The 22,369-nt window shown below is 73.2% G+C and carries 18 protein-coding genes; 7 read left to right on the top strand and 11 right to left on the bottom strand.

Annotated elements, in window-relative coordinates; all coding sequences use genetic code 11:
- Positions 1–21: 21 nt before the first annotated feature.
- The gene (locus ACIOC1_RS34590) at positions 22–903 is read right to left on the bottom strand and encodes an alpha/beta fold hydrolase (RefSeq protein WP_391050008.1); all 882 of its coding nucleotides are present in this window, start codon (positions 901–903) and stop codon (positions 22–24) included.
- Positions 904–1,051: 148 nt separating this feature from the next.
- Positions 1,052–2,608: an alkaline phosphatase family protein gene (locus ACIOC1_RS34585; protein WP_401858445.1), complete on the bottom strand. Its 1,557-nt coding sequence runs from the start codon at positions 2,606–2,608 to the stop codon at positions 1,052–1,054.
- 249 nt (positions 2,609–2,857) lie between these two features.
- On the opposite strand from ACIOC1_RS34585, the gene ACIOC1_RS34580 reads away from it, so the two are divergent.
- Complete coding sequence (locus ACIOC1_RS34580; RefSeq protein WP_401858442.1) at positions 2,858–4,033, top strand: epoxide hydrolase family protein; 1,176 nt, start codon at positions 2,858–2,860, stop codon at positions 4,031–4,033.
- Between the two features lie 33 nt (positions 4,034–4,066).
- Here the strand turns inward: ACIOC1_RS34580 and ACIOC1_RS34575 are convergent, their stop codons facing one another.
- Together ACIOC1_RS34575 and ACIOC1_RS34570 are read right to left on the bottom strand one after the other, a co-directional pair.
- The gene (locus ACIOC1_RS34575; protein ID WP_401858439.1) at positions 4,067–5,785 is read right to left on the bottom strand and encodes a mucoidy inhibitor MuiA family protein; all 1,719 of its coding nucleotides are present in this window, start codon (positions 5,783–5,785) and stop codon (positions 4,067–4,069) included.
- 3 nt (positions 5,786–5,788) lie between these two features.
- On the bottom strand, positions 5,789–8,068 hold the full coding sequence (locus ACIOC1_RS34570) for a DUF4139 domain-containing protein (RefSeq protein ID WP_401858436.1): 2,280 nt from the start codon (positions 8,066–8,068) through the stop codon (positions 5,789–5,791).
- Positions 8,069–8,490: 422 nt separating this feature from the next.
- On the opposite strand from ACIOC1_RS34570, the gene ACIOC1_RS34565 reads away from it, so the two are divergent.
- Both ACIOC1_RS34565 and ACIOC1_RS34560 read left to right on the top strand, forming a co-directional pair.
- Positions 8,491–9,804 (top strand): ricin-type beta-trefoil lectin domain protein, encoded by a 1,314-nt coding sequence (locus ACIOC1_RS34565; protein ID WP_401858433.1) that lies wholly within the window; start codon positions 8,491–8,493, stop codon positions 9,802–9,804.
- Positions 9,805–10,259: 455 nt separating this feature from the next.
- On the top strand, positions 10,260–11,414 hold the full coding sequence (locus tag ACIOC1_RS34560) for a cytochrome P450 (protein WP_401858430.1): 1,155 nt from the start codon (positions 10,260–10,262) through the stop codon (positions 11,412–11,414).
- 59 nt (positions 11,415–11,473) lie between these two features.
- On the opposite strand, the gene ACIOC1_RS34555 is transcribed toward ACIOC1_RS34560, so the two are convergent.
- Together ACIOC1_RS34555 and ACIOC1_RS34550 are read right to left on the bottom strand one after the other, a co-directional pair.
- Positions 11,474–12,841 (bottom strand): HAMP domain-containing sensor histidine kinase, encoded by a 1,368-nt coding sequence (locus ACIOC1_RS34555; protein WP_355348472.1) that lies wholly within the window; start codon positions 12,839–12,841, stop codon positions 11,474–11,476.
- Positions 12,838–13,536 carry a response regulator transcription factor gene (locus ACIOC1_RS34550; RefSeq protein ID WP_355348469.1) on the bottom strand — a complete coding sequence of 233 codons (699 nt, stop codon included), beginning with the start codon at positions 13,534–13,536 and terminating at the stop codon, positions 12,838–12,840. Before ACIOC1_RS34550 ends, ACIOC1_RS34555 begins: the two co-directional genes overlap by 4 nt.
- Before the next feature lie 35 nt (positions 13,537–13,571).
- Between ACIOC1_RS34550 and ACIOC1_RS34545 the strand changes: the two genes are divergently transcribed.
- Positions 13,572–14,135, top strand: coding sequence for a hypothetical protein (locus tag ACIOC1_RS34545; protein WP_401858425.1), 564 nt, complete (start codon positions 13,572–13,574; stop codon positions 14,133–14,135).
- A gap of 287 nt (positions 14,136–14,422) precedes the next feature.
- Complete coding sequence (locus tag ACIOC1_RS34540) at positions 14,423–15,289, top strand: CAP domain-containing protein (protein ID WP_401858422.1); 867 nt, start codon at positions 14,423–14,425, stop codon at positions 15,287–15,289.
- A 159-nt stretch (positions 15,290–15,448) separates the two neighbouring features.
- Here ACIOC1_RS34540 and ACIOC1_RS34535 read toward each other — a convergent pair whose 3' ends face one another.
- The 4 genes from ACIOC1_RS34535 to ACIOC1_RS34520 form a co-directional block, all read right to left on the bottom strand.
- Entirely contained in the window at positions 15,449–17,605 is a 2,157-nt protein-coding gene (locus tag ACIOC1_RS34535) for an ATP-binding protein (protein ID WP_401858419.1), read from the bottom strand.
- Between the two features lie 154 nt (positions 17,606–17,759).
- Complete coding sequence (locus ACIOC1_RS34530; protein ID WP_401858416.1) at positions 17,760–18,899, bottom strand: glycosyl hydrolase family 18 protein; 1,140 nt, start codon at positions 18,897–18,899, stop codon at positions 17,760–17,762.
- 95 nt (positions 18,900–18,994) lie between these two features.
- Positions 18,995–19,828: a GntR family transcriptional regulator gene (locus tag ACIOC1_RS34525; RefSeq protein ID WP_401858413.1), complete on the bottom strand. Its 834-nt coding sequence runs from the start codon at positions 19,826–19,828 to the stop codon at positions 18,995–18,997.
- 193 nt (positions 19,829–20,021) lie between these two features.
- Complete coding sequence (locus ACIOC1_RS34520; protein WP_391161785.1) at positions 20,022–20,414, bottom strand: DUF5997 family protein; 393 nt, start codon at positions 20,412–20,414, stop codon at positions 20,022–20,024.
- A 59-nt stretch (positions 20,415–20,473) separates the two neighbouring features.
- Between ACIOC1_RS34520 and ACIOC1_RS34515 the strand changes: the two genes are divergently transcribed.
- Positions 20,474–21,280, top strand: coding sequence for a LysR substrate-binding domain-containing protein (locus tag ACIOC1_RS34515; protein ID WP_401858410.1), 807 nt, complete (start codon positions 20,474–20,476; stop codon positions 21,278–21,280).
- A gap of 112 nt (positions 21,281–21,392) precedes the next feature.
- Here ACIOC1_RS34515 and ACIOC1_RS34510 read toward each other — a convergent pair whose 3' ends face one another.
- A complete protein-coding gene (locus ACIOC1_RS34510; protein ID WP_401858407.1) occupies positions 21,393–21,908 on the bottom strand; it encodes a malectin domain-containing carbohydrate-binding protein in 516 nt (171 codons plus the stop codon).
- Between the two features lie 132 nt (positions 21,909–22,040).
- Between ACIOC1_RS34510 and ACIOC1_RS34505 the strand changes: the two genes are divergently transcribed.
- A complete protein-coding gene (locus tag ACIOC1_RS34505) occupies positions 22,041–22,361 on the top strand; it encodes a DUF6191 domain-containing protein (RefSeq protein ID WP_401858404.1) in 321 nt (106 codons plus the stop codon).
- Positions 22,362–22,369: the final 8 nt, after the last annotated feature.

The following is a 22,369-nucleotide window of genomic DNA, read 5'->3' as shown; positions in this document are numbered from 1 at the left end:
CGACCGCGGCGCGGTCATCGCTCAGGCGGTGTGCTCCGCCACGAGGCCGATGATCTCGGGCCACAGCTCACGGGGGCGGTCGTGGCCCATATCGGGGATCAGGACGAGTTCGGCCCCTGGCACCAACTCCGCGGTGCGCTCCCCGCCGCTGGGGCCGATCAGGGTGTCGTCCAGGCCGTGGATGACGAGGGTCGGCACCTCGAGCTTCCGGAGTGCGTCCGCGCGTGAGCCGCCGAGGATCATCGCGCCGAGCTGCCGACCGACGCCGGAGGGGTGATAGGCGCGGTCATAGCTGCGGGCGGCCAGGTCGCGCAGGGCGTCGGCGTCGCCGTAGCGCCGGGAGGCCCACACCAACTCCCTGTCCGCCGCGGCGACGTAGCCTTCGCGGTCGGCCGGTTTCGGGGCGAAGAGCACCGCCTGCGCCTCGGGGGTCGGCCGGCCGTATTCGGACTCGCCGGTCGAGGACATCATCGAGGTCAGGGTCAGCACCCGCGACGGCCGGTGGATGGCCATCGTCTGGGCGATCATGCCGCCCATCGAGGAGCCGAAGACGTGGGCCCGGTCGATGCCGAGCGCGGTGAGCAGGCCGAGGCCGTCGTCGGCCATGTCCTGGAGCGTGTAGGGGACCATGGCCAGGGCGGAGGCGATGTCCCCCGAGCCGACCGCGGCGATGAACCGGCCCATGTCGACGGGGTGGGCGTCGAAGGAGGTGGACAGCCCGCAGTCGCGGTTGTCGTACCGGATGACGTGGCGGCCACGGTCCGCGAGCGCGCGGCAGAAGTCCTCGTGCCAGGAGATCATCTGGGCGCCGAAGCCCATCACGAGCAGGACGGCGGGATCGGCGGGGTCGCCGAAGGTCTCGTAGGCGAGGGACACTCCGGGCGCGACGTCTGCATGGGGCATGTGCGGAGTCTGCCATTCGGCCGATCGCCTCGCATCCGGCTTTCGGCCAGGGCTGACCTGCGTCTTCTCCCGCACTTTCAGGTGCCGGGTCGGGCGGGCAGGGGGCGCGGATGCCGGTGGCGGCGCCCCCTGCCCGGACATCGGGCGGCTAGGCGGTGATCTTGACCGCGTCGATCACCCAGTACCAGTTGTTGGAACCGGTGTAGTGGAAGCGGAAGCTGACGCTGGAGGCGCCCGCGGGCGCGGTCAGGGTGAGGGACTCCACCTTGGCGACCGTGTCGGTGGTGTAGGTCTTGACGACCGTCGGGGTGCCGCCGTTCCAGGAGGCGAGGATCTCGGCCTTCTGGCTGCCTTCCTGGAGGTAGTGCGTGACGTAGTCGAGGGTCACCTTGGAGCCCGCGGTGACCGCGTGGGCGGGGGTGACGAGCGTCGAGTCGAACGTGCCGGAGAAGGACTTGTCGGCCCACTCGTCGGAGTCGGCGACCGCGAAGACCCCGCGCGAGCGGACGTTGAGTTCACGCGACTGGTCGGCCTGGGCGCGGGACCAGAACTCGTCGGTGGCGAAGGACCAGCCGCGCCACTCGGTGACACCGCCGGTGCCCATCGCGGAGTTGATGATCGACCAGCCGCTGGGCGTGGTGTGCGTGTAGCCCAGAACCCCGGCGGGGATGCCGGTCTCGTCGGTGCGCGGTGAGAGCGTCAACGCGTCGAAGGGATCGGTCGAGCGCTCCTGAATGGGCTTGCCGTCCAGGCCCCAGGAGGCGGCGGGAACGATGCCGAGCTGCTTGAAGACCGTGGCGGCCACGTCGACCAGGCGGGTGTCGATGGGCCGCAGGCCCGCCGCGATGCCGGGCCCCTGGGCCAGCACGAAGGTGCGCCGCTCCTCGATGGTGGAGCCGCCGTGGCCGCCCGCGTCCAGGTGTCCGTGGTCGGTGGCGACGATGACCGTCCAGCGCTCGCTCGCGTAGGTGGGACGGGCCTTGACCGCGGCGAGCAGGCGGCCGAGGTAGCCGTCCTGGGTGGCGATGGCCTTGAGGTACGCCTGGCTGGCGGCGCCCGAGGCGTGTCCGACCTCGTCGGTGTTGCCGAAGTAGACGAAGGCGACATCCGGGTTCTGATCGCGCAGGACGGATTCGGAGTCGGCGACGATCTGGGCGTCGGTGACGGTGTAGTCGGCTGTGTCGCCGTCGTAGACGACCTTGCCGTCCGCGCCGTCGGTGAAGGTGCCCTGCGCGTCGAGCGGCTTCCAGTCGACGGCCACGTAGGTGGACAGGGCCGGTTTCACGGACGCGATGCGCTTGATGAAGCCCGGGTAGGCGCCGTAGTTCTTGCCCGCGAAGGTGTTGTCCTTCACGCCGTGCTTGTCGGGCCACACGCCGGTGGCGATGGTCGACCAGCCGGCGCCGGAGACGGTGGCCGCCATCGGGTTCGCGTAGAGCAGGCTGGTGCCGTAGGTGCCGTTCGCCATCAGGGACTTGAGGTGAGGGGCGGTGGCCGCGTCGATCCTGTCGTGGCGCAGGCCGTCCATGCCCACGACGAGGACCTTATCCTTGCTGGTGCCGTTCGGCAGCGTGGGGGCCGCGGCGGCGGCCGGGGTCGCGGCGGCGGCCGGGGTCGCGGCGGTGACGCCGCTGACGGCGACGGTCGCGCCGACGGCGGCGGTGGCCGCGAGGACGCTGCGGCGGGAGATCCCGTGGTCGGACATCTGTTGCTCCGTTCGACATGGCGGAGGTGGCGGAGACGGGCGGTGCGGGAGAGCACCAGTGGGACCGAACACCCCGGAACATCGAGGCTGTTCGGTCCATACCTGTTATCTTTCCGTGACGCATGGGCGGAGGCCAGACCCCTGCGGGAGACGACCTGTTGAACGGTCGGCTACCAGTGGCCGACGTCCGGATTCGCCACGCTCCCCCGTTCCGGGGCCGCCGGGGTACGCGGCGTTAGCATGCGTCCCATGCCCGATGCCCCGTCCCGCCCCGAACCCTTCGCCCCGCGGGCCGACGCCGCCGCGCTCGACGACCTGCGGACCCGGCTGCGCGCGACGCGCTGGCCGGACGCGCCCGAGGACGCGGGATGGTCGCTCGGAACCGACCTGGACTACCTCCGCGAACTGGTCGCCTACTGGGCGGACGGCTTCGACTGGCGGGCGCAGGAGGCGGCGCTGGCCCGGCTCCCCCGGTTCCGGGCCCCGATCGGCGGGCTCGGCATCCACTTCGTCCACGCCCGCGCCGTCGCGCCCACGGGGCCCGTCCTGCCGCTGGTCCTCAGCCACGGCTGGCCGGACTCCTTCTGGCGGTACGCGAAGGTCGTCCCGCTCCTCACCGATCCGGCCGCGCACGGCGCCGACCCGGCCGACGCCTTCGACGTGGTCGTGCCCGACATGCCGGGCTACGGGTACTCCGACCGCCCCGCCGCGGGACGGCCGCTCGACTCCGTCGCCGTCAGCGGCCTGTGGGCGGAGCTGATGGACGTCCTCGGCTACGCGCGGTTCGGCGCGGCGGGCGGGGACATCGGCAGCCATGTGAGCCGCTACCTCGGGCTCGACCACCCCGACCGGGTGGTGGCCGTCCACCGCACCGACGGCGGCCTGCCCGTCTTCGCGGGCGATCCGGCGGAGCTCACACCCGAGGAGAGCGCCTGGTTCCAGCAGACCGCCGCCTGGGGCGCGGCCGAGGGCGGATACGCCGCCATGCACCGTACGAAGCCGCAGACCGCGGCCGTCGGGCTCCAGGACTCGCCCGCGGGGCTGGCCGCGTGGATCGTGGAGAAGCTGCGGGCGTGGAGCGACTGCGGCGGCGACATCGAGCGGAGCTTCACCAAGGACGAGATCCTCACCAACGTGACGATCTACTGGCTCACCGGGACGATCGCCTCGTCGATGCGGATGTACCACGCGAATTCCGCGATCCCGTCGGCCCAGCTCACCCGCCGCGTCGAAGTGCCCTCCGGCTTCTCGCTCTTCCCCGGCGACATCGCCCGCCCGCCGCGGGCCTGGCTCGAGCGGACGGCCAACGCCGTACGCGTCACCGAGCCCGCGCGCGGCGGCCACTTCGCGGCGTTCGAGGAACCCGAGCTGTACGCGCGGGAGTTGCGCGAATTCTTCCGCCCCTACCGGGCGGCAGCGGGCTGAACGGCGGTCCTGCGTAAGGGCGTCAGGGTCGCGTCACAGACCGGTCACCGCGCTCGACGCGCTGACCTCGTAGACGAGGGTGATCTCGCGGCGCTCGCCGGGAGCCAGGCGCTGGACGTAGCGGACGATGCCGTCGTCGTCGGTCTCGTCGGGCGCCGGGCGGCAGCGGTCGGGCAGGGTGCGGACCTCGACGGCCGAGACCTCGGAGACGGGGACGCGTTCGCGGATCACGACCTCGCGGGTGAGGTCGGCGCCCGGCCGGTCGGCGTCGCCGGGGTGCTCGGCGCTCGGCTGGTCCAAGCGGGAGACGAAGAGCCGCACCTGACGGGTGATCACGGTGCGCTGGTTGATCCCGGCGAGACCGGTGGTGTCGCGCTGCTCCTCGGTGTGGCGGACGACCCGGAAGGTGTCCTGGCTGCCGAAGGACAGGCGTACGTCCTCGCCCGTACCGGCGAAGGGCATCGTGGCCCGGCCGGTGTAGCCGCTGTCGCGCACCAGGTCGACGGGGCCGGCCAGCAGGACGTGGCCCGCGGCGTTGGGGAACCGCGCGGTGGTCACGACCAGCGGCGACAGTTCGGGGGCGCAGGTGTCCTCGGTGCGGCAGGCGGCGGTGAAGGCCGACAGGTGGACGCGGTGCGGGCGCCGGTCGGAGGGGACGGTGACGGGGCGGGGCGCGTGCAGGACGCGGACCGCGCCGCCGTCGTGCAGGCCGGGCAGCGGTCCCGCGCCGTCCGCGGTGTCGGCGGCCGAGTCGCCGCCCACGGTCGTGACGTCCTCCTCGCGCAGGTCCACCTCGACGGTCCGGCGCTCCTCGACGGTGCGTTCCCTGAGGGTCAGGACGTCCTCGGTCAGCTCCGGCGGGGCCGCGGCGAGCGTCGGGCGCGCGGTGGACAGGGACAGCCGTACGCCGTTCCAGTCCTCGCCGGTGTCCTGCCACACGAAGGCGTCGGTCTCCAGGGTGACGCTGTCGCGGTCGGCGGCGAGCGTCGCGCGGTAGGCGGGGCGCCACAGCGCGCACGGGACGAGGCTCACGACGCGGATCCGCGCGGAACCGGCCTCGGGCGCCTCCACGACGAGTTCCACGAAGGCCGTGAGCACCGGGGGTTCGGTCTCGGTGGCCGCCAACGCCGTACGCGCCGTGCGCAGTTCCTCGTTCAGGTCGTGCTCGCGGCGGCGCAGCCGGTGGAGTTCGCCGATCCGGGTCTCGGCGTCCTCGTCCACGCGCTCCAGGCGGTCGGCCCAGCGCTCGGGGTCGGCGGCGCCCGCTCCCGCGCCCTGCACGATGTCGCGGTGCAGATCGGCCTTGGCCTGGTGGGCCACGGCCAGCGCGCTCTCCAGGCGCTGCCGCAGCTGTCCGACCTCGCGCATCTCCCGTTCCAGGGAGTCGACTTCGCGGCGCAGCTCGGACGCGTCGGGGCCCGGCCCGCCGGGAGGCGCGGGGGTGTAGGTGCGGATGACGCGGGCGTCGAACACGCGCGGACCGTCCGCGCCGAGGTCCGTGTCGTCGTCCCCCTCGGTGTGCGCGGAGATCTCGGCGCGCAGGGAGCGGTCGACGGTCAGCGGGGTGACCGGGCCGATCCGCAGGCGCTGGACGCCCGCGGTGAGCCGCGCGGTGCCGGTGCGTTCGACCTGGGCGCGGTCCTCCAGGCAGGTCACGGTGGTGACCGGGAGGAAGAGCGCGTCCGGCTCGGCGGGCGTGTCATCGGCGCCGGGCGCGCCGGTCCCGTCGGTCAGGGTCTCCGGGGTGGTCACGGTTCACTTCCTCCGGTTTCCGCCGACGACCGACTTGCCCGCGGGGAGGCGGACCTCGAACCCTCCGGTGAGCGTCGTGGTCCGGCCGGGTGCCAACTCCACGCGCCACACGCGCGCTCCGCGGACGTACGAGCCGTCCTGGCCCGTGAGCGGTTCCTCGGGTTCCGTCCAGGCCGGTCGCGCCCGGTGCTCCTCGATACGGACGTCCTTGTCGGTCGACACCGGTACGCGCTCGCGGACCTCGACGACGACGGGGTACGGCAGGCGGTTGGCGACCTCGATCTCCACGGTGTGGTCGAGGACGGTCGTGCCGCCGCGCAGTCCCGCGGTGGACTCGCGCATGTGGGTGCGGCGGGCCACCTGGACGCTCTCGGCCACGCCGACGCCGACCGCCTGCCGCTGTCCGGGGGCGAGGGTCGGCAGGGCCGCGGTGAGGACGAAGTCGCCGTCCACCATGACGTCGGCCGGACCGGCGAGCAGCGCGTGCGGGGAGGTGTTGGTGACCAGGACGGTGCCGAAGACGGCCGTGTCCACCGCGGGGACGCACACGTGCAGCGACTCCGTGACGACCGGCACCTCGCTGACCGGCACGATGTGCCACGCGCCGTCGGACACCACGTCCGCGGGCGCGGCGGTGTCGAAGCGGTAGTCGAAGGAGCCGGCCGAGGTCCGTACGTCGACCGCGTGCGCGGGCCGCGGGAGGCGGCCGACGGTCTCGGCCCTGCGCCGGTACTCGGTGACCACGGTGGCGATCGGGGCGGCTTCCGGTCGCAGCGTGCCGCGCTCGGCGCCCGCGTCGGGCCCCGCGACGGTCAGGCGGCCGTAGTCGAGCATGTCCACGGACGGCGCGGTGGACGGCGGCGGCACGGGCGGCGCGACTTTGCACCGGGCGCTGCGGGCGACGGGCGCCGACCTGCCGCGTGGGCGGTCCGTCGCGGGCTCGGCGTGCGCCTGGGACATGGGCGCCGCGGCGGCAAGCGGAGCCGGGGGCGGCGCCGCTCCCGGTGCGGGCACCGGGCCGCCGAACGAACCGCCGTAGCCGACGGCCTCGGCCGCACCGCCGGGCTCCGCGGGTCCGTACGCGCCGCCCGCCGCCAGGTCCGGCGAGAGGTCGGCCTCTTCCAGGTCGTCCTCGACGCCGCCGAGCCACGCGTTCATGGACCTGGGGGCGCCCGGGCCCGACTGCCGGGCCGGACCGCGCGACGCGGCGGGGTGGGCCGCGGCGGCGCCGTCGTAGCCGGTGAACAACTCGGCGAGCCCTGGCGGCGGTTCGCGCCATCCGGGGGTCTGCGGTTCCTGCTGGGCGCGGCCGATCCGCAGCGACCGCAGTTCGGGCAGGTCGGAGCGGCGCAGCAGGTCCGCGGTGGACAGCGCGAGACGTACGCCCGACCAGTCCTCGCCGGTGCGCTGGGCGACGCAGGCGCGCAGGACGAGCGTGCCCGCGCCGCTGGTACCGTCCAGGCGGAGTTGGTAGGTGGGGACCCAGGTGGCGCCGGGGACGTGGTACTCGACCTCGACGTCGATCTCGGCCGGGGCGTCGGCGGGTGTCCCGGCCTCGCCGGTCGGGGAGGTGTCCTCGCGGGTTTCGGGCGCGTCCGGTTCGTCGGCCGACGCGTCCGGTACGTCGGTCGCGTCGGTCACCTCGGAGGCCAGCGTCACGACCGCGCCGACGGCCGGGTCGGTGCGCTCGGCGCTCAGGGCGGTGGACGACTGGTGCAGTCGCGCCCGCAGGACGTCCACGTCGTGGTCGGCGCGCGCCAGTTGGTCCTCGGTGGCCCGCAACCGCTCGTGCAGGACGCCGAGTCGGGTGTCGACGAATCCGGCCAGGGCGAGGAAGGACTCGACGGGCGCCCAGCGGGGCGGGTCGCCCCTGCGCGGCTGCGGCGGCTCGGCGCGCAGCGCCGCCACCTCCTCGATCTCGCTCTCCAGCCGGTACTTGCGGTCCTGGAGCCGGGACTGCTGGTCCTCGGCGTCCTCCAGGTCCAGCCGCAGCGAGGGCAGTTGCTCGCCCCGGTGCACGGTGGCGCCGACGTCCAGCCGTACGTCGGTCACACGCAGCCCGTGCGGGCCGTTCACCACCCGGCCGCGCAGCGACTGTTCGTAGAGCGTGGGCGGCAGGCCCTCGACGCGGACGGTGGTCTCGGCGGTTCCGGTCGGCACCGTGACGCGCGCGCGGCGGGTGACGACCGCTCCGGAGGCGTGCACGACGACCGAGGTCACCTCGGACTCAGCGGCGGACGGCTCGTTCGGCTCATCCGTGCCGCTCGGAACGGCTGCGCCCACCTTGTCTCCCCCACGCTCGGCCCGCGGCCGGTCTGCCCGAAACGTCTCGGGGCCCGGACTCGTCCGTACCCTAGCCGAGTCCTCCTGGGCACGCCGAGGGTCGGTGCCGGTCCGGCGGCGCGGGAGGTCCGGCCGGTGACGGACGATCACGAACGCCGTGTCTTAAGGGCCGGTTAAGAGCGGCTTATCAGCGCCTCGGGCCGATCGGCGTCCTCGCAGTTCGGGCACGTCACGGGCGTGCGGGCGGCTGTCCGGGCGGGTTGGCGGGCAGGGTGACCGTGCGTAGCATCGGGGCCGTCGGCGGCGGTCGTCGCTCCCGTGAGAGCGCTCCCCCGGCCACGGCCCCCGCCTCCCCCGACGCCGTACGCCCGGCCACCGCCGACGCGAACCCTGATCTCCCCCACAGACAAGGTACGTAACCCATGGCTGCACACCGCGCACGCAGATGGTCGCTCGGCGGACTGGTCGTCCTGGTCGCCGCCGCTCTGGTGGCCGCCGTCCTGGTGGCGACGACCGGTCCCGGCACGTCGAGGGCGGACGCCGCCGAGGGCCGGCAGACCTGGTCCGACGAGTTCGACGGCCCCGCGGGCAGCGCGCCCGACCCCGCCAAGTGGACGCATGAGAAGGGTGGTTCGGGCAACGGCAACAACGAGTTGCAGTACTACACCGACAGCACCTCCAACGCCGCTCTCGACGGCGACGGGCACCTGGTGATCACCGCACGGCCCAACTCCGACACCGGACTGTCCTGTTGGTACGGACCCTGCAAGTACACCTCGGCGCGGCTGAACACGGCCTCGACCTTCACGCAGGCGTACGGTCACTTCGAGGCCCGCATCAAGATCCCGCGCGGCCAGGGCATCTGGCCGGCGTTCTGGATGCTGGGCAGCGACATCGGCAGCGTCGGCTGGCCCCACAGCGGTGAGCTGGACATCATGGAGAACATCGGACGGGAGCCCGGCACCGTCCACGGCACGATCCACGGCCCCGGCTACTCGGGCGCGGCCGGTATCGGGTCCCCGTACACGCTGCCCGGCGGCGCGGCCTTCGCGGACGACTTCCACACCTTCGGTGTGGACTGGAGCCCGAGCGCGATCACCTGGACGGTGGACGGCACGGTCTACCAGACGCGTACGCCGTCGGACGCGGGCGGCAACACGTGGGTGTTCGACCACCCGTTCTTCCTGATCCTCAACCTGGCGGTCGGCGGTGACTGGCCGGGCTCGCCCGACGGTTCGACGTCCTTCCCGCAGACGATGACGGTCGACTACGTACGGGCGTCGCAGTGGGACAGCGGCTCCGGCACGACGGCGGGCGGCGGCACCGGCGGGTCCGGCGGGTCTGGCGGCTCCGACCGGGTCGGCTCGATCAAGGGCATCGGCGGCATGTGCGTGGACGTGGCGGGCGGCTCGTCGGCCGACCGTACGCCGGTCCAGCTCCACGACTGCACCGGCAATGTGGCCCAGCAGTGGACGCTCGGCGCCGACGGGACGGTACGGGCGCTGGGCAAGTGCCTCGACGTGGACGGCGGTTCGACGGCGGACGGCGCGGCCGTGCAGCTCTACACGTGCAACGGCACCCAGGCGCAGCAGTGGAAGTACACCGACGCCCACGACCTGACGAACACGGGCGCGGACAAGTGCCTTGACGCGAAGGACAATGCGTCGGCGGACGGGACGCGGTTGCAGACCTGGACGTGCGGCGGGGCCGCCAACCAGAAGTGGATCTTCGGCTGACCCCTGGTCCGACGGCGTGGGGCGTGCCCGGTGGACCGGGCACGCCCCGCGCCGTCTTTGGCCGGTTTCGGCGGTTCGCCCGGTTCGCTCGTGGGAGTACCGTCACCTTCCGGGAGCACCGACCGACAAGGAGTACGCCATGTCATGGGTGACCAGCGGCCTTCGGGCGCTCAGCGGCGAGATGCGCGCACGGTGGCACGGGTACTTCGTCGGCTACGGGCAGCAGGACTGACGCCCGCAGCAGGACCGGGCACCACTCGGACCGACAAGGAGGACGGCCACGATGTCATGGATCGTCAGGAGCCTTCGCGCGCTCAGCGGTGAGGCACGTGCGCGGCGCAACCAGTACGGCGACAGGTACGGGCACAACGCCTGACGTCTTCTCCGCGCGGGGACGGGACGGGCGGCCGTACGCGGCGCGCGTTCCGTCCCGTATCCGACAAGGCGGGCGACCCGTGTTCCTCGACAGGAAGAGTCTGTGGCCGGACCTGCGGCGGTGGGAGGAGCAGGCGGCGGGCCGTGACGGGCCGTTCCGGCTGCGCTTCGGCACCCTGTTCGTGGCCGACGCCGACGCGGCCCGTGACGTGCTGGTCGAGCAGGCGGGCGACTATCTGTCCCAGTCCGGGTTCTTCCGTCTCGGGCCGGAGTCCCTGCCCCCGGCGGTCAGGGGCGAAGCCTCGCGTGAACTGCTCAGGGTCCTGGCCCGGCACGATCCCGCGTCGTCCTTCGACCTCGGCGCGGCTCTCGGCGAGGTGTGTGACGGTCGCGGCCGTCTGCGGCACCAGCGCTGGGGCGTCGAGGTGGTCCGGCGGTACTTCGCCCCCGTCATCGCGGACCGGAGCCACACCGCGATCAACGCGCTCGTCGACACGTATGTGACGTCGAGTGTGGTCGCCGACGACGTCGTCGGCCATGTGCTGAGACGCTCGCACCGTACGGTGCCCGCCGTCCGGGCCGGGCTCGCCGAACAGCTCGGGCGGCTGTCCGCTCAGGAGGACGGAGCGCGGGATCTGGTCGACCTCGTGCTGGGGCTGCCCGGCGAGCTGTCGACGGCCGATCGCGCGCAGGTGCTGCAACGCCTCGTGCTGTCCACGGTCGGCTTCACCGGCGTGACGCTCGAATGGGTGGTGCTGCTCGGGGTCCGGCACGGCTACGACACCCCGACGGTGCGGCGGGAGCAGGTCCACCGCCTGGTCAGGGAAGCGCTGCGCCTGTATCCGACCGCCTGGCGGCTGATGAGAGTGGCCGCCGCCGACCACGAGATCGCCGGGGCCGAGGTCCGCGAGGGCGAGCACGTCCTCATCGGCACGCACGCGATCCACCGGTCGGCGGCCGTCTGGGAGGCGCCGCTGGACTTCCGCCCCTCGCGCTGGGAGCGGCCGACCGACGAACAGCGGCGGTCCTACCTGCCGTTCGGCAAGGGCGAGGGCATGTGTCCGGCGAGCGGCTTCGCCGTCAGGGCGCTCGAACACCTCGGCCACCTCATCCTGAGCGGCTACCGGGGCGAGGTGCGGCTGCGCACGCGCAGGCCGCATGTGCGTACGCTTCTGGCGCCGCCCGCCGGCTGGACCCGGCTCACCGCGCGAGCGGTACCGGCTCCCGAGCGCTGAATCGGCCACCGCGGCCCACGCCCTCGGCCGCGGGGCAGGACTCCTTCGTGGCCGCCGCGTCAGACCGGCGACTTGCGCAGGCGGGCCCGCCTGCGGTGCAGCGGTCCGCGCTTGGGCGGCGGTGAGGCGAGGCCGAAGCGGACGGCGACGCGGGTGCCGCCCATCGGGCCGCGGTCGATGTCCAGCGCGCCGCGGGTCGCGGCGGCGGCGCGGCGGGCGATGTCGAGGCCGAGGCCGGTGGACGCGGTGCTGGCGCCGCGGACGAGGGCGTCGTCGGGGTCCGGGATGCCGGGGCCCGCGTCCTCGACGGTGAGGGTGACGGACTGGGCGGCGCGCACCAGGCGCAGCGCGAAGGCGGTGCCGGGCGCGGTGTGCCGGAAGACGTTGCCGACGAGCGCGTCGATGACGGCGGCGAGGTCGTCCTCCGGCAGGTCGATCAGGGCGTCCTCGCCGGTCACTTCCACCAGGCAGGGGCGGCCCTGCTGTTCCGCGAGCGTCGTCCAGAATCCGGCGCGGCGGCGGACGATCACCGTGGCGGCGCACAACACCTGTTCGGGCCGGTCGAGTTGGGGCGCGCCCATGTGTCCGACGGCCAGCGGTGTGCGGGCCGCGGTGATGACGGCGTGCAGTTGTGTTTCGAGCTGGGCGACCGCGGCGGCCACGGGGGCGGCGTCCGGTCCCGTACCCATGCGTTCGGTGGCCAACTGGAGGGCGGTCAGGGGTGTCCTGAGACGGTGGGACAGGTCGGCCACCAATTCCCGCTCGACGGCGAGGAGTTCCAGCATGCGTGCGGCCATGGCGTTGAACGCCTGCCCGGCCTCACGCAGTTCCGGCGGCCCCATGGGGTCGACGCGGGACTCCAGGTCGCCGCGGCCGAGCGCGTTGGCGGCGCAGGAGAGGTTGCGGGAGGACCGTACGACGCGGGAGGCGAGGCGGTCGGCGACCAGGACGGAGCCGACGACCAGGCCGACGGCGAGCAGCGCCATCACGGTCAGCGACGCGTTCACCCCGCGGTTCAGCTCGGCTTCGGGGACGAATTCCTCGACGACGGCGACCCGGCCCTGCGGCAGCACGACCGGCTGGAGGTAGACCCAGCCGCCGCCCGGCAGGTCCTGCGCCAGTGACTCGCCGTCGTGCTGTGCGCGCACCAGCAGGGAGTGGGGTGCGTGGCCCGCGCCGATGGAGCGGCCGTCGGGCTGGTGGACCGCCAGGTTTCCCGACGGGTCGAGGCCCGAGACGGCCTGCCGTACGGCGGCCGGGTCGTCGGTGAGCGTGAGGACCGGCGCCAGGGCGGCGGCGCGCTGCTCGGCGGCGGTGATCGCCTGGTTGCGGGCCTCCGAGCGGACCAGCAGGCCCAGCGGGATGAGGAAGGACAGGGCCACCATCGAGGTGACGGCCAGGGCGACCCTGGCCAGGGTCCCTCTCACCGGGGGGTCACCAGTTTGATGCCGACGCCGCGCACCGTACGCAGCAGGCTCGGCGCCGCCGCGCTCTCGCCGAGTTTGCGGCGCAGGGAGGACAGGTGGACGTCGATGGTCTGGTCCTCGACGTAGGGGTCGCGCCAGACCTCGGTGAGGATGTGCCGTTTGGACACGACGGTGTCGGCGTTGGCGGCGAGGAAGGACAGCAGGTCGAACTCGCGGCGGGTCAGCGGGACTTCGTGTCCGTGCAGGTGGACGGTGCGGGGTCCGGGGTCGATGCGCAGCGGTCCGAGGGTGACGGGCTCGCGCAGATTGGGGGCGCCGGTCCTGCCGTCGGGGCCCGCGGAGCGGCGCAGGACGGCGCCGAGGCGGGCGGTGAGCTGTCCGCCGGAGAAGGGTTTGACGAGGTAGTCGTCGGCGCCCGCGTTGAGGAGCCGGATGATCTCGGCCTCGTCGTCCCTGGCGGTGACGATCAGGACCGGTACGCGGGAGATGCCGCGGATCATGCGCAGCGCGTCGCCGCCGTCGAGGTCGGGCAGGCCGAGGTCGAGGATCACCGCGTCCAACGGGGTTCTGGTCGCCTCGCGCAATCCGCTGAATCCGTCGGCGGCGCTGCGGACTTCGTGCCCGTCGCGGGTGAGTATCCCGATCAGTTCGGCACGTATGCCGGGATCGTCTTCTACGACAAGGACGCTCGCCATGCGGCACACCGTAACGGATCGGCCATGATGGCCCGGTGCCCCGGTCCTTGCGCCATTTCCTGATCTGGCTGTCGTGCACGGTCCTCACCGTCACGGCGGTGTCGTTGACCGTGCGCTTCGTGGTGGGTTCGACGGCGCCGCTGCCGCCGTCCGCGCGGGATGTGGCGGCCGGGATCGCCACCAACTCGCCCAGTTCCGTGGTGATCGGCTCGCCGACGGCCACGCCCCGGCAGTCGCCGACGCGGACCCGCAAGCCCACGGTGTCGCCGTCCCCCTCGACCCGTCGCCCGACGGCGACCGCGACCAGCCCGTCCTCCGCGCCGGCCGCGCCGCCGTCGACCGCCTCCCGGCCGCCGGACTGCGAAGGGGGCGCCGGGACGCACAGTTTCGAGTCGACGGGCGGTCAGGCGTCGATACGGTTCGGCGCGGACGCGGTGTGCCTGGTCTCGGCGGTGCCCGCGATCGGCTTCACCACGAGCACCCGGCAGAGCGCGCCGGACACGCTCACCATCACCTTCACCGGGGCGCGCCACCGCTCGGAGCTGACGGCGACGTTGCGTCCGCAGGCGAAGGAGGTCACCAGCGAGGTGTCCTGGTGAGGCGCGGTGTCCGCGGTCCTGCGGACGCCCGGCCGGGGGCGGGGCTCAGTGTTGTCCGCGGTTCTTCGCCCGCCCGGCCGGGGGCGGGGCTCAGCGGTGTCCGCGGTCCTGCGGACGCCCGGCCGGGGGCGGGGCTCAGCGGAATCTGCGGCTTTCCTTAGGGGAACGTGAAGTTGGGCTCGGGTGGCGGATCGGACGGCTCCGGCGGCCTAGGGTCGTGCCCGCCGGACCGTTCCTGTGAGCGGGTCCCCCTCACGACACGTCTCCCCCACCACGAGGTGCCAGCGATGAGTTCGTCCCGCCGTGCCCACTCCCGTAACTCCGCCCACGGCCAGCACAGGGCGAGGCGCAAGCCGCGGATACGCATGGCGGTGACCGGAGCCGCGGCCCTGGCCGTACTCGGTGGCGGCACCGCCTTCGCCTGCCTCGGGGCGCCGCATCAGGGGTCGCCCACCGCCGGGCACAGCGACTCCGGCTCCGGCTCCGGCTCCGGCTCCGGCGACACGAGCGCGTCGGCCGGGCACAGGCCCGGCGGCAAGCCGGCCGGTTTCCGGCCCACCGCCCCCGCCGCGACCATCTCCACCACGCACCGCCCGCGCCCCGGACGGCCGAGCCCCAAGCCGACGGCCACGCCGACCGGCACCCCGGTGACCACCGCGCCCACGACGGCGGCGCCCAGCCCCTCGGCGACGACTCCCGCACCGCCCGCCGCGACGAACCCGCCGAGCGCCGGCGACGCCGTGCGGCAGGTGCTCGACCTGATCAACCGCAATCGCGCCGCCGAGGGCCTCGCCCCGTACACGCTGCTCGAAGGGCTCAACAAGAGTGCCGCCGCGCACAATCAGGTGATGGCGTCCGGCTGCGGCCTGTCCCACCAGTGCCCGGGCGAACCGGCCTTCGGTGACCGCGAGACGGCCGCCGGGGTGCACTGGACGTCGGCGGGCGAGAACATCGGCGAGGGCGGCGGTGTGGGCTCCTCCGCCTCCGCGATCGCCGCGAGCGCCGTCGGTCTGACGCAGATGATGCTCGACGAGAAGGCCCCCGACGACGGCCACCGCCGCAACATCCTCAGCAGCGGCTACACGCACATCGGCATCGACGTCTACCGCGACAGTTCCGGCACGGTCTGGATGACGCAGGACTTCTCCAACTGACCTTCGCCGCCTCCTACTTCCTTCCCGCCCGGTGCCGCGAACCCCACAGCGCGGCACGTTCCCGTCGGCCGGGGCCGACCTCCCCCCGGCCCCGGCCGACGGATGTCCGACCGGCCGCGCCGTTCCCTCGCGGGTCTCCGGCAGGGGTGAACGGGCCGCTCACGCGGTGTGGTTGTCCGGCTGGAGGGCGGCGGCCAAGGCGGTCGGGCCGTGGGCGGTGGACCCTTGGGCGTACGCGGCGGCGTACGCCTGGTCGCCGAGCGCCGCGCGGGCCGTCTCCTCGCAGCGCTCGCGCACCAGTTGGAGTTCCGGCGCGCCGCGCTGCGGGTGGCCGACGCTGCGCCAATAGGCGCCGCCGGTGCCGTAGACCGACGCGGCCTGCTCGGCCCGGCCCTCGGCGGCCAGGGCCGCGGCGAGCAGGTCGAGGCCGAGCGCGATGCCGAAGGCGTCCCCGATGAGGCGTTTGCTCTCCAGCATGGTGCGGGCGTAGCCGATGGCCTCGGTGGGGGCGCCGGAGAAGAGGGCGACGACGGAGAGCTGGTAGTCCAGGTAGGAGCGGGTCCAGACCTCGCCGGTGCGTACGCAGTGCTCGCGCAGTTCGAGGGCCCGCTCGCGGCCTTCGGCGAAGTCCCCGAGGGCGGTGAGGGAGAGCACTTCGACGAGGTTGCAGCGCAGCCGGTCCGGGGAGTCGAAGGCGAAGCCGGGCGCGCCGCCGAGCGCCGCGCGTACCGCGTCCAGTGCCTTGCGCGGCTGGCCCATGAGCAGGCCCAGCAGGCCGGTGAGGCAGGCGGCGGCGATCCGCTCCTCCTGGTCGCCGCCCGCTTCGGCCGCGGCCTCCACCTCGGCGCTGATCTCGGTGGCCAGGGCGTAGTCCCCTTGGAGGGTGACGGTGGCTCCGAGGCCGGTGAGCGCGCGGGCGCGGGCCCGGTCCTGCGCGGTGTGCAGTTCCAGGGCGCGCTCCAGATAGGAGCGGGCTTCCTTGAGGTGGCCGCAGCAGGTCCAGAAGTAGACCAGCAGCCCGGCCAGTTCGGCGGCCTGCGCCGGGTCGTGGACGAGCCAGTGGTCGAGGGCGGAGCGCAGGTCGGGGTGGGTGTCCTCGATCACCCGGTAGCCGAGGAGCTGGTCGGGGCTCGACCAGCTCCCGTCCGCCCAGCGGGCGAGGCCGGTGAAGTAGTCGGCGTGACGGCGGGCGGTCGCGGCGGACTCGCCCAGCTCGCGCAGCCACTCACCGCCGTACTCGCGGATCGTGTCGAGCATGCGGTAGCGCTCGCGGTGTCCTGCGCCGCTCGACGCGTCGTCGGCGGGGGCCGTCCTGATGATCACCGACTGGGTGACCAGCCGTTCCAGGGTCGGCGCGACGTCAGCGGCGCGCAGCGGGCCGCCGGTGGCGACCGCTTCCGCGGCGGCCAGGTCGAAGGCGCCGCGAAAGACGCTGAGCCGGGCCCAGAGCAGCCGTTCCTGCGGGGTGCACAGCTCGTGGCTCCAGCCGATCGCGGTGCGCAGCGTCTGGTGGCGCCGGGGCCAGACGAAGCCGGTGCGGGACAGGACGTCGAAGCGTGAGCCGAGGCGGTCGGCGACGTCGGCGACGGTGGCGGGGCCGACCTGGGCCGCGGCCAGTTCGATGGCCAGCGGTATCCCTTCGAGGCGGCGGCAGATGGTCGCGGCGGCCTCCGCCGCGCCGGGTTCCGCGAGCGGGGTGTGGCCGAGGCGGCCGGTGACGCGCTGGTTGAAGAGGGCGAGCGCGTCCTGTCCTTCTGCCGACAGCGGTGCGACGTCGATCAGTTCCTCCACGGCGGAGGCCAACGGGCGGCGGCTGGTGGCCAGTACGGTCAGGCCGGGCGCGGCCGTCAGCAGTTCTCCGACGAGGTGGGCGCACGCCTCGATCAGGTGCTCGCAGGAGTCGAGCACGAGTAACAGGCGCTTGTCGGCGAGCCATTCGCACAGTGCCTCGACGGGCATCCGCGGTGAGTGGTCGGCGAGGTCGACGGCGTCGCTGACGGTGGCGAGCAGCAGGTGCGGGCTGTCGAGGGTGGCGAGGTCGGCCCACCAGGTGCCGTCGGGGAAGCGGGAGGAGTCGGTGTCTTCCGCAGAACCGATTCGCCGGTCCGCGCCCGGCTCCTGTTCCGCGGCGACTTCCACGGCGACGCGGCCGACCGACGCGCGCGCCGCCGCCCGCAGCGCGAGCCGTGTCTTGCCGACTCCGCCGGGCCCGGTGAGGGTGATCAGCCGGCGGTGTGCCAACGCCATGTCCAGCCGCGCGAGTTCCGCCGTACGGCCGACGAAACTCGTTGTCTCCTGCGGAATGTGCCCCTTCATGGCCACAGCCTGACACCGACCGACCGCGGAGGGAAACGGGCCGTCGTGGTGAAGCTCGGCGCGAGTGCCCTATGAGGGCGCGTCAGGCGGCGTACGCGGAACCGGACTCGGGCCGGTCCCGCGGGTCGCGCGCTTCACCCGCACTGACGGAGAGTCACCCGGTGAACCAGGGGTTCCCGCCGCCGAGGGACCAGACGGAGACTTTGGTGACGCCCAGTGAGGTCAGCACCGCCAGCTTGGAGTTGAGCGCGGTGCTGTCCACGTAGTCGTAGAGCTTTCCTCCGGAGACCCAGCGGATCTCTCCGGAAGAGGCGTCGCGACGGGCGGCGATCGTGCTCGGGTCGGCCGAGAAGCCGGGGCTGTGCTTCATGTCGCTGAACTGGATGTTGCCGGTGACCGCGTCCAGGTCGCACGGGTCGGGCGCGCTGATGCCGTACGAGGGCAGGGCGATGACCAGCCGCGACGGGTCCGGGATCTTGCTCTGCGCGTACCGCGTGACCTGCTTGAGCCAGGCGAGCGGGGTGATCGGCAGGCAGCGGCTGCCGGGCGCGGTGTCGAACTCCTCGTCGTACGCCATGATGTCCAGTTCGTCGACGCCCTTGGCGCTGACGGCGGCGTAGTCGTAGAAGGCGGCGTCCTCGGTCATCGCGGGCGCGTCGACCACGAGTTTCTTGCCCTGCGCGTGCAGGGAGGTCGCGAGCTGGCCGAGGAAGGTCTTGTAGTTGGTGAAGTCGGCGGCGCTCCAGGACCAGTAGTCCTCCATGTCGACGTCCACGCCGGTGAGTTGGTTGGTGACCACGAAGGAGGTGAGCTGCGAGACGGCGTCGCTCCGGTTGGCACTGCTGCTGACCAGGGCGTGGACGTCGGCGGTGGTCATGCCGGAGACGGTCGGGTACTGGTAGGCGGAGTGCGCCTTGAGGTCGGCGACGTTGGAGGCGCTGTAGGTGTTGCAGAGCCCGGCGGCCGTGGTCTCCAGGCTGACCTTGCCCTTGCCGGTGACGCTCCAGTACTCGGGTTTGAGCGCGCCGTTCTTGACCCGGTTGTCGGCGTATTCGCTCGGCGCGGTACAGGTGGAGTCGCCTGCGGAGCCGGGGTAGAGCCAGGTCTGTAGCTGTACGGCGGAGGCGGCGGTACGGGCGGCGGGCGGCCGGTGGGCGGCGCCGCTCGACGCGGCGGCCGACGTACCGGGTCCGGACGTACCGCTGTCGGTCGTCATGGCGCCCGCGGCCATGGCACCGGCGAGGGCGGCCGAACAGGCGGCGGCCGTGGCGAGGATGAGCCTGCGACGAAGCATGATCCGTCCCTTCGGGGCGTGGGGGTGCGCCGCGTCGGCCGGGGGCGGCGGCGCGGGGTGGGGGGTGACGGAGGAGTCGTGGGTGGGCGCGGGGGCTACCCGTTGTCGTTCCAGTAGGGGTCGAGGACCAGGGTGTCGGCGCCCGGTACGCGCGAGGCCGCCGACCAGGAGCCGCCCAGGACGCGTCCGCTGTCGGGCTCGGGGGCGAGCGACAGTTCGGTGAGGATGCGGTACCGGTCGCCCCGGTAGACGGAGCGGGTGAACTCCACGACGCGCCCGTCCGCGTCCCTGGCGGCGCGTTCGAAGAGCAGGGCCGGGGTGTGGACGGGCACGCCGAGCAGTTCGGCCTCGGCCTCGTCCACCACGGTCGGTTCGATGAGCTGTGAGGCGCGGGTGAGCAGGATGCCGTACCGGCTGCCGAGCAGGCGGTAGAAGGAGTCGGTCTCCAGGTCGTGGGCGGTGAGGCCGGGGACCAGCGCCGTCGGTACGTGCAGCGTCTCGACGCACATCGGGTCGCCGTCGACCAGCCGCAGCCGGGCGATCCGCAGGATCCGGTCGGCCGGGGCGGCGCCGAGGCGGCGGCCGATCCTGGGTCCGGCGGCCATGGCGGTGAACTCCACGGTGCGGCTGGTCCACGCGCCGTCCACACCGCCGACGCCCAGGCTCGGTCCCGGCCCCGCGGCCGGCCCCAGGCGCTGGGCGACCTTGTCCTCGGCGACGAAGACGCCGCGCCCGTGGGCCCGGATCAGCAGTCCGTCGCGCACCAGGTCGTCCATCACCGAGCGCAGCGTCGGGCGGGAGACCTCCAGGGTCTCGCAGAGCTGGCGCTCACCGGGCAGCGGTCGTCCGGTCGCGGTCTCCTCGACGAGGTCGAGGAGGTGCGTACGGATCCGCTGCCGCTTCTCCCAGCGGCTCTCGCTGCTGACCATGGGCCCACCAGTCTTGTCCGCGCGGGGCGGGTGCCGGTGTCTCGGCGTCCGGACGCCGAGGTGTTCGGCGACGCACCGATGATGGACCCCGTTCTTACCACTGGTCAATATGTGGTCAACGAATCCGCGCCGGAGTCAGCGGACAAAGGTCGGGGGACAAAGGTCAGCGGGTACGGGTCAGCGGGAAAAAAGATCAGCGGGTACGGGCGGCGCGCTCCGCGTTCTTCTCCTTGATCCGCACCGCTTCCTTGCGGACCTCCGCCTGCACGGCACGCTCCTCGACCAGCCACTGCGGCTGGTCCCGCTTCAGCGCCTCGATCTCCTCGGTGGTGAGCGCCTCGGTCACGCCGCCGCGCGCGAGACCCGCGATGGACACGCCGAGTTTGGACGCGACGACAGGGCGGGGGTGCGGTCCGTTGTGCCGCAGTTCCACCAGCCACTCGGGGGGATCGGCCTGGAGCGCGTTGAGCTCGGTGCGCGAGACGACACCCTCCTGGAACTCGGCGGGTGTGGCCTGGAGGTACACACCCAGCTTCTTCGCCGCTGTCGCGGGCTTCATGGTCTGGGCGGTCTGCTGCGACGTCATGCCGTCAAGGGTAACGAGCGCGTGCGCCACCTCCGACCACCAGCGGATAACCTGCTGGGGTGACAGGTTCGGAAGTACCTCCTTCGTTCCGGCTCGCATACGTTCCGGGCGTGATGCCGACCAAGTGGGTGCGGATCTGGAACGAGCGACTGCCGGAGGTCCCGCTCACCCTGGTCCCGGTGCCCGCCGCCGAGGCGTTCGGCGCGCTGCGGGACGGCGGCGGGTCCGGCGCGGACGCCGGATTCGTACGGCTGCCGGTCGACGGCGCGGACCTCAGCGCGATCCCGCTCTACACGGAGACGACGGTGGTCGTCGTCCCCAAGGACCACGCGGTCGCGGCGGTCGACGAGGTGTCGCTGGCCGACCTCGCGGACGACATCGTGCTGCGTCCCCTGGACGACACCCTCACCTGGCAGACGCCGCCGGGGCGGCCCGCGAAGGAGCGGCCCGCCACCACGGCGGACGCCGTGGAACTGGTCGCGGCGGGTGTGGGCCTGCTGATCGTCCCCCAGTCGCTCGCGCGGCTGCACCACCGCAGGGACCTCACCTACCGGCCGGTCCCGGACGCGCCCGAGTCCCGCGTCGCCCTGTCCTGGCCGCAGGAGGAGACCACGGATCTGGTGGAACACCTCATCGGCATCGTGCGCGGTCGCACCGTCAACAGCACGCGCGGCCGGCCGCTCCCGGAGCGGTCCGCACCGGGGGCGAAGGCCGCGAAGGCCAAGGACAAGGCGAAGGACAAACGCCCGGACAAGGTGTCGCAGGCGCGCCGCAAGCCCGCGCCGGGCCGGGGTGCCGGAGGCAAGGGCGGCAAGAGCGGCGGTACGGGCGGCGCGAAGCGCGGCAAGCCCCGCCGCCGCCCGTAGCCGGACCGGGGTCCCGGTCCCCCGTACGGCAGCGCGGTCGGGCCGGACCCGCCATCGAGGCACCACCCGGCCGACCGCGATCACGTGGACGATGCGTGCCGGAGGCGGGTCGTCAGCTCGCGGGCGTCACGACGATGGCGTTGACCTGGGCCTGGTTGGCGGAGCCGCGGGTGAAGTCGAGGGAGAGGATGCCGGAGGCGTCCACGGTGACGGGGAAGTCCTTCTCGACGCCGAAGGCTTCCTGGCCGTCCGCGCCCGCCGCCACGGCCGCGCCGATGATGTCGAAGTCGGTCAGGACCTTGGCGCCGTCGATCGTGACGTCGAACTCACGCTGACCGGAGTGGGTGTAGTACCAGTCCATGAAGTAGAGACGGACCTGGTAGTCGGCGCCCGGCGTGAGACCGGGGACGCTGTAGGAGGAGTCCCCGACGCGTGAGGTGTTCCAGATGTCGGCGGGGATCGGGTGGGCCACGGTCCGTCCCCAGTTCGGGAAGCTGGAAGCGCCCGCGGGAATGGTGTCGGGCCTGCCGCCGGTGCCGGTGTCCGCGATGAAGTCGCCGCCGCCCGCGCCGCCGAGGTCGATCGACACCCCTGGTGCCACATCGGCGTGAGCGGTCCCCGCGGTCACGAGACCGCCCAGCACCATGCTCAGAGGGAGCCTCCCGCCGGACCCCTCGCGCGGCCGACGAGGTGGCGCGCGGGCCGGACCGGCCCCTGCCGGCCCATGGATCACCGGCGCCCGGACGGCGATACTGGGGGCATGACGTTCGTCGTTTTCATGACCCTGCCCGGTCTGGTCATCCTGCTGACCCTGGTGGCCTTCGCCGATCAGATACTCATGCGGGCCGGGCGGGCCGGAATCCTGCCGTGGCGCGGCCCTGGCCGCCAGGGGCAGATCTCGTCCACCGGCTTCGAGATGCTGCACGCGAGCTTCTCGCCGGGCAAGCAGAACGAGTTGAAGGAGCGGCAGTCGGCCCTCGTGCTGCGGGACGACGAGGAGGACGGCGCGCCCGCGAACCGTACGACCGTCGATCTCCAGCGCGGGACCGCGGTCGTACGGATGGCGCGGCCCCACTCCTGAGGCGCGGC

The organism is Streptomyces sp. NPDC088197 (assembly GCF_044741185.1).
GTDB lineage: Bacteria > Actinomycetota > Actinomycetes > Streptomycetales > Streptomycetaceae > Actinacidiphila.
The sequence above is the reverse complement of the archived record's forward strand: the minus strand, read 5'-3'. Positions and strand labels throughout refer to the sequence as shown.

Excerpts from the sequence above, each read along its gene's own strand:
- ACIOC1_RS34525 (WP_401858413.1), bottom strand. The coding sequence starts at position 19,828 with ATGGTCAGCAGCGAGAGCCGCTGGGAGAAGCGGCAGCGGATCCGTACG.
- ACIOC1_RS34540 (WP_401858422.1), top strand. The coding sequence starts at position 14,423 with ATGAGTTCGTCCCGCCGTGCCCACTCCCGTAACTCCGCCCACGGCCAG.
- ACIOC1_RS34585 (WP_401858445.1), bottom strand. The coding sequence starts at position 2,608 with ATGTCCGACCACGGGATCTCCCGCCGCAGCGTCCTCGCGGCCACCGCC.
- ACIOC1_RS34580 (WP_401858442.1), top strand. The coding sequence starts at position 2,858 with ATGCCCGATGCCCCGTCCCGCCCCGAACCCTTCGCCCCGCGGGCCGAC.
- ACIOC1_RS34565 (WP_401858433.1), top strand. The coding sequence starts at position 8,491 with ATGGCTGCACACCGCGCACGCAGATGGTCGCTCGGCGGACTGGTCGTC.
- ACIOC1_RS34550 (WP_355348469.1), bottom strand. The coding sequence starts at position 13,536 with ATGGCGAGCGTCCTTGTCGTAGAAGACGATCCCGGCATACGTGCCGAA.
- ACIOC1_RS34520 (WP_391161785.1), bottom strand. The coding sequence starts at position 20,414 with ATGACGTCGCAGCAGACCGCCCAGACCATGAAGCCCGCGACAGCGGCG.
- ACIOC1_RS34505 (WP_401858404.1), top strand. The coding sequence starts at position 22,041 with ATGACGTTCGTCGTTTTCATGACCCTGCCCGGTCTGGTCATCCTGCTG.
- ACIOC1_RS34530 (WP_401858416.1), bottom strand. The coding sequence starts at position 18,899 with ATGCTTCGTCGCAGGCTCATCCTCGCCACGGCCGCCGCCTGTTCGGCC.
- ACIOC1_RS34590 (WP_391050008.1), bottom strand. The coding sequence starts at position 903 with ATGCCCCATGCAGACGTCGCGCCCGGAGTGTCCCTCGCCTACGAGACC.
- ACIOC1_RS34535 (WP_401858419.1), bottom strand. The coding sequence starts at position 17,605 with ATGAAGGGGCACATTCCGCAGGAGACAACGAGTTTCGTCGGCCGTACG.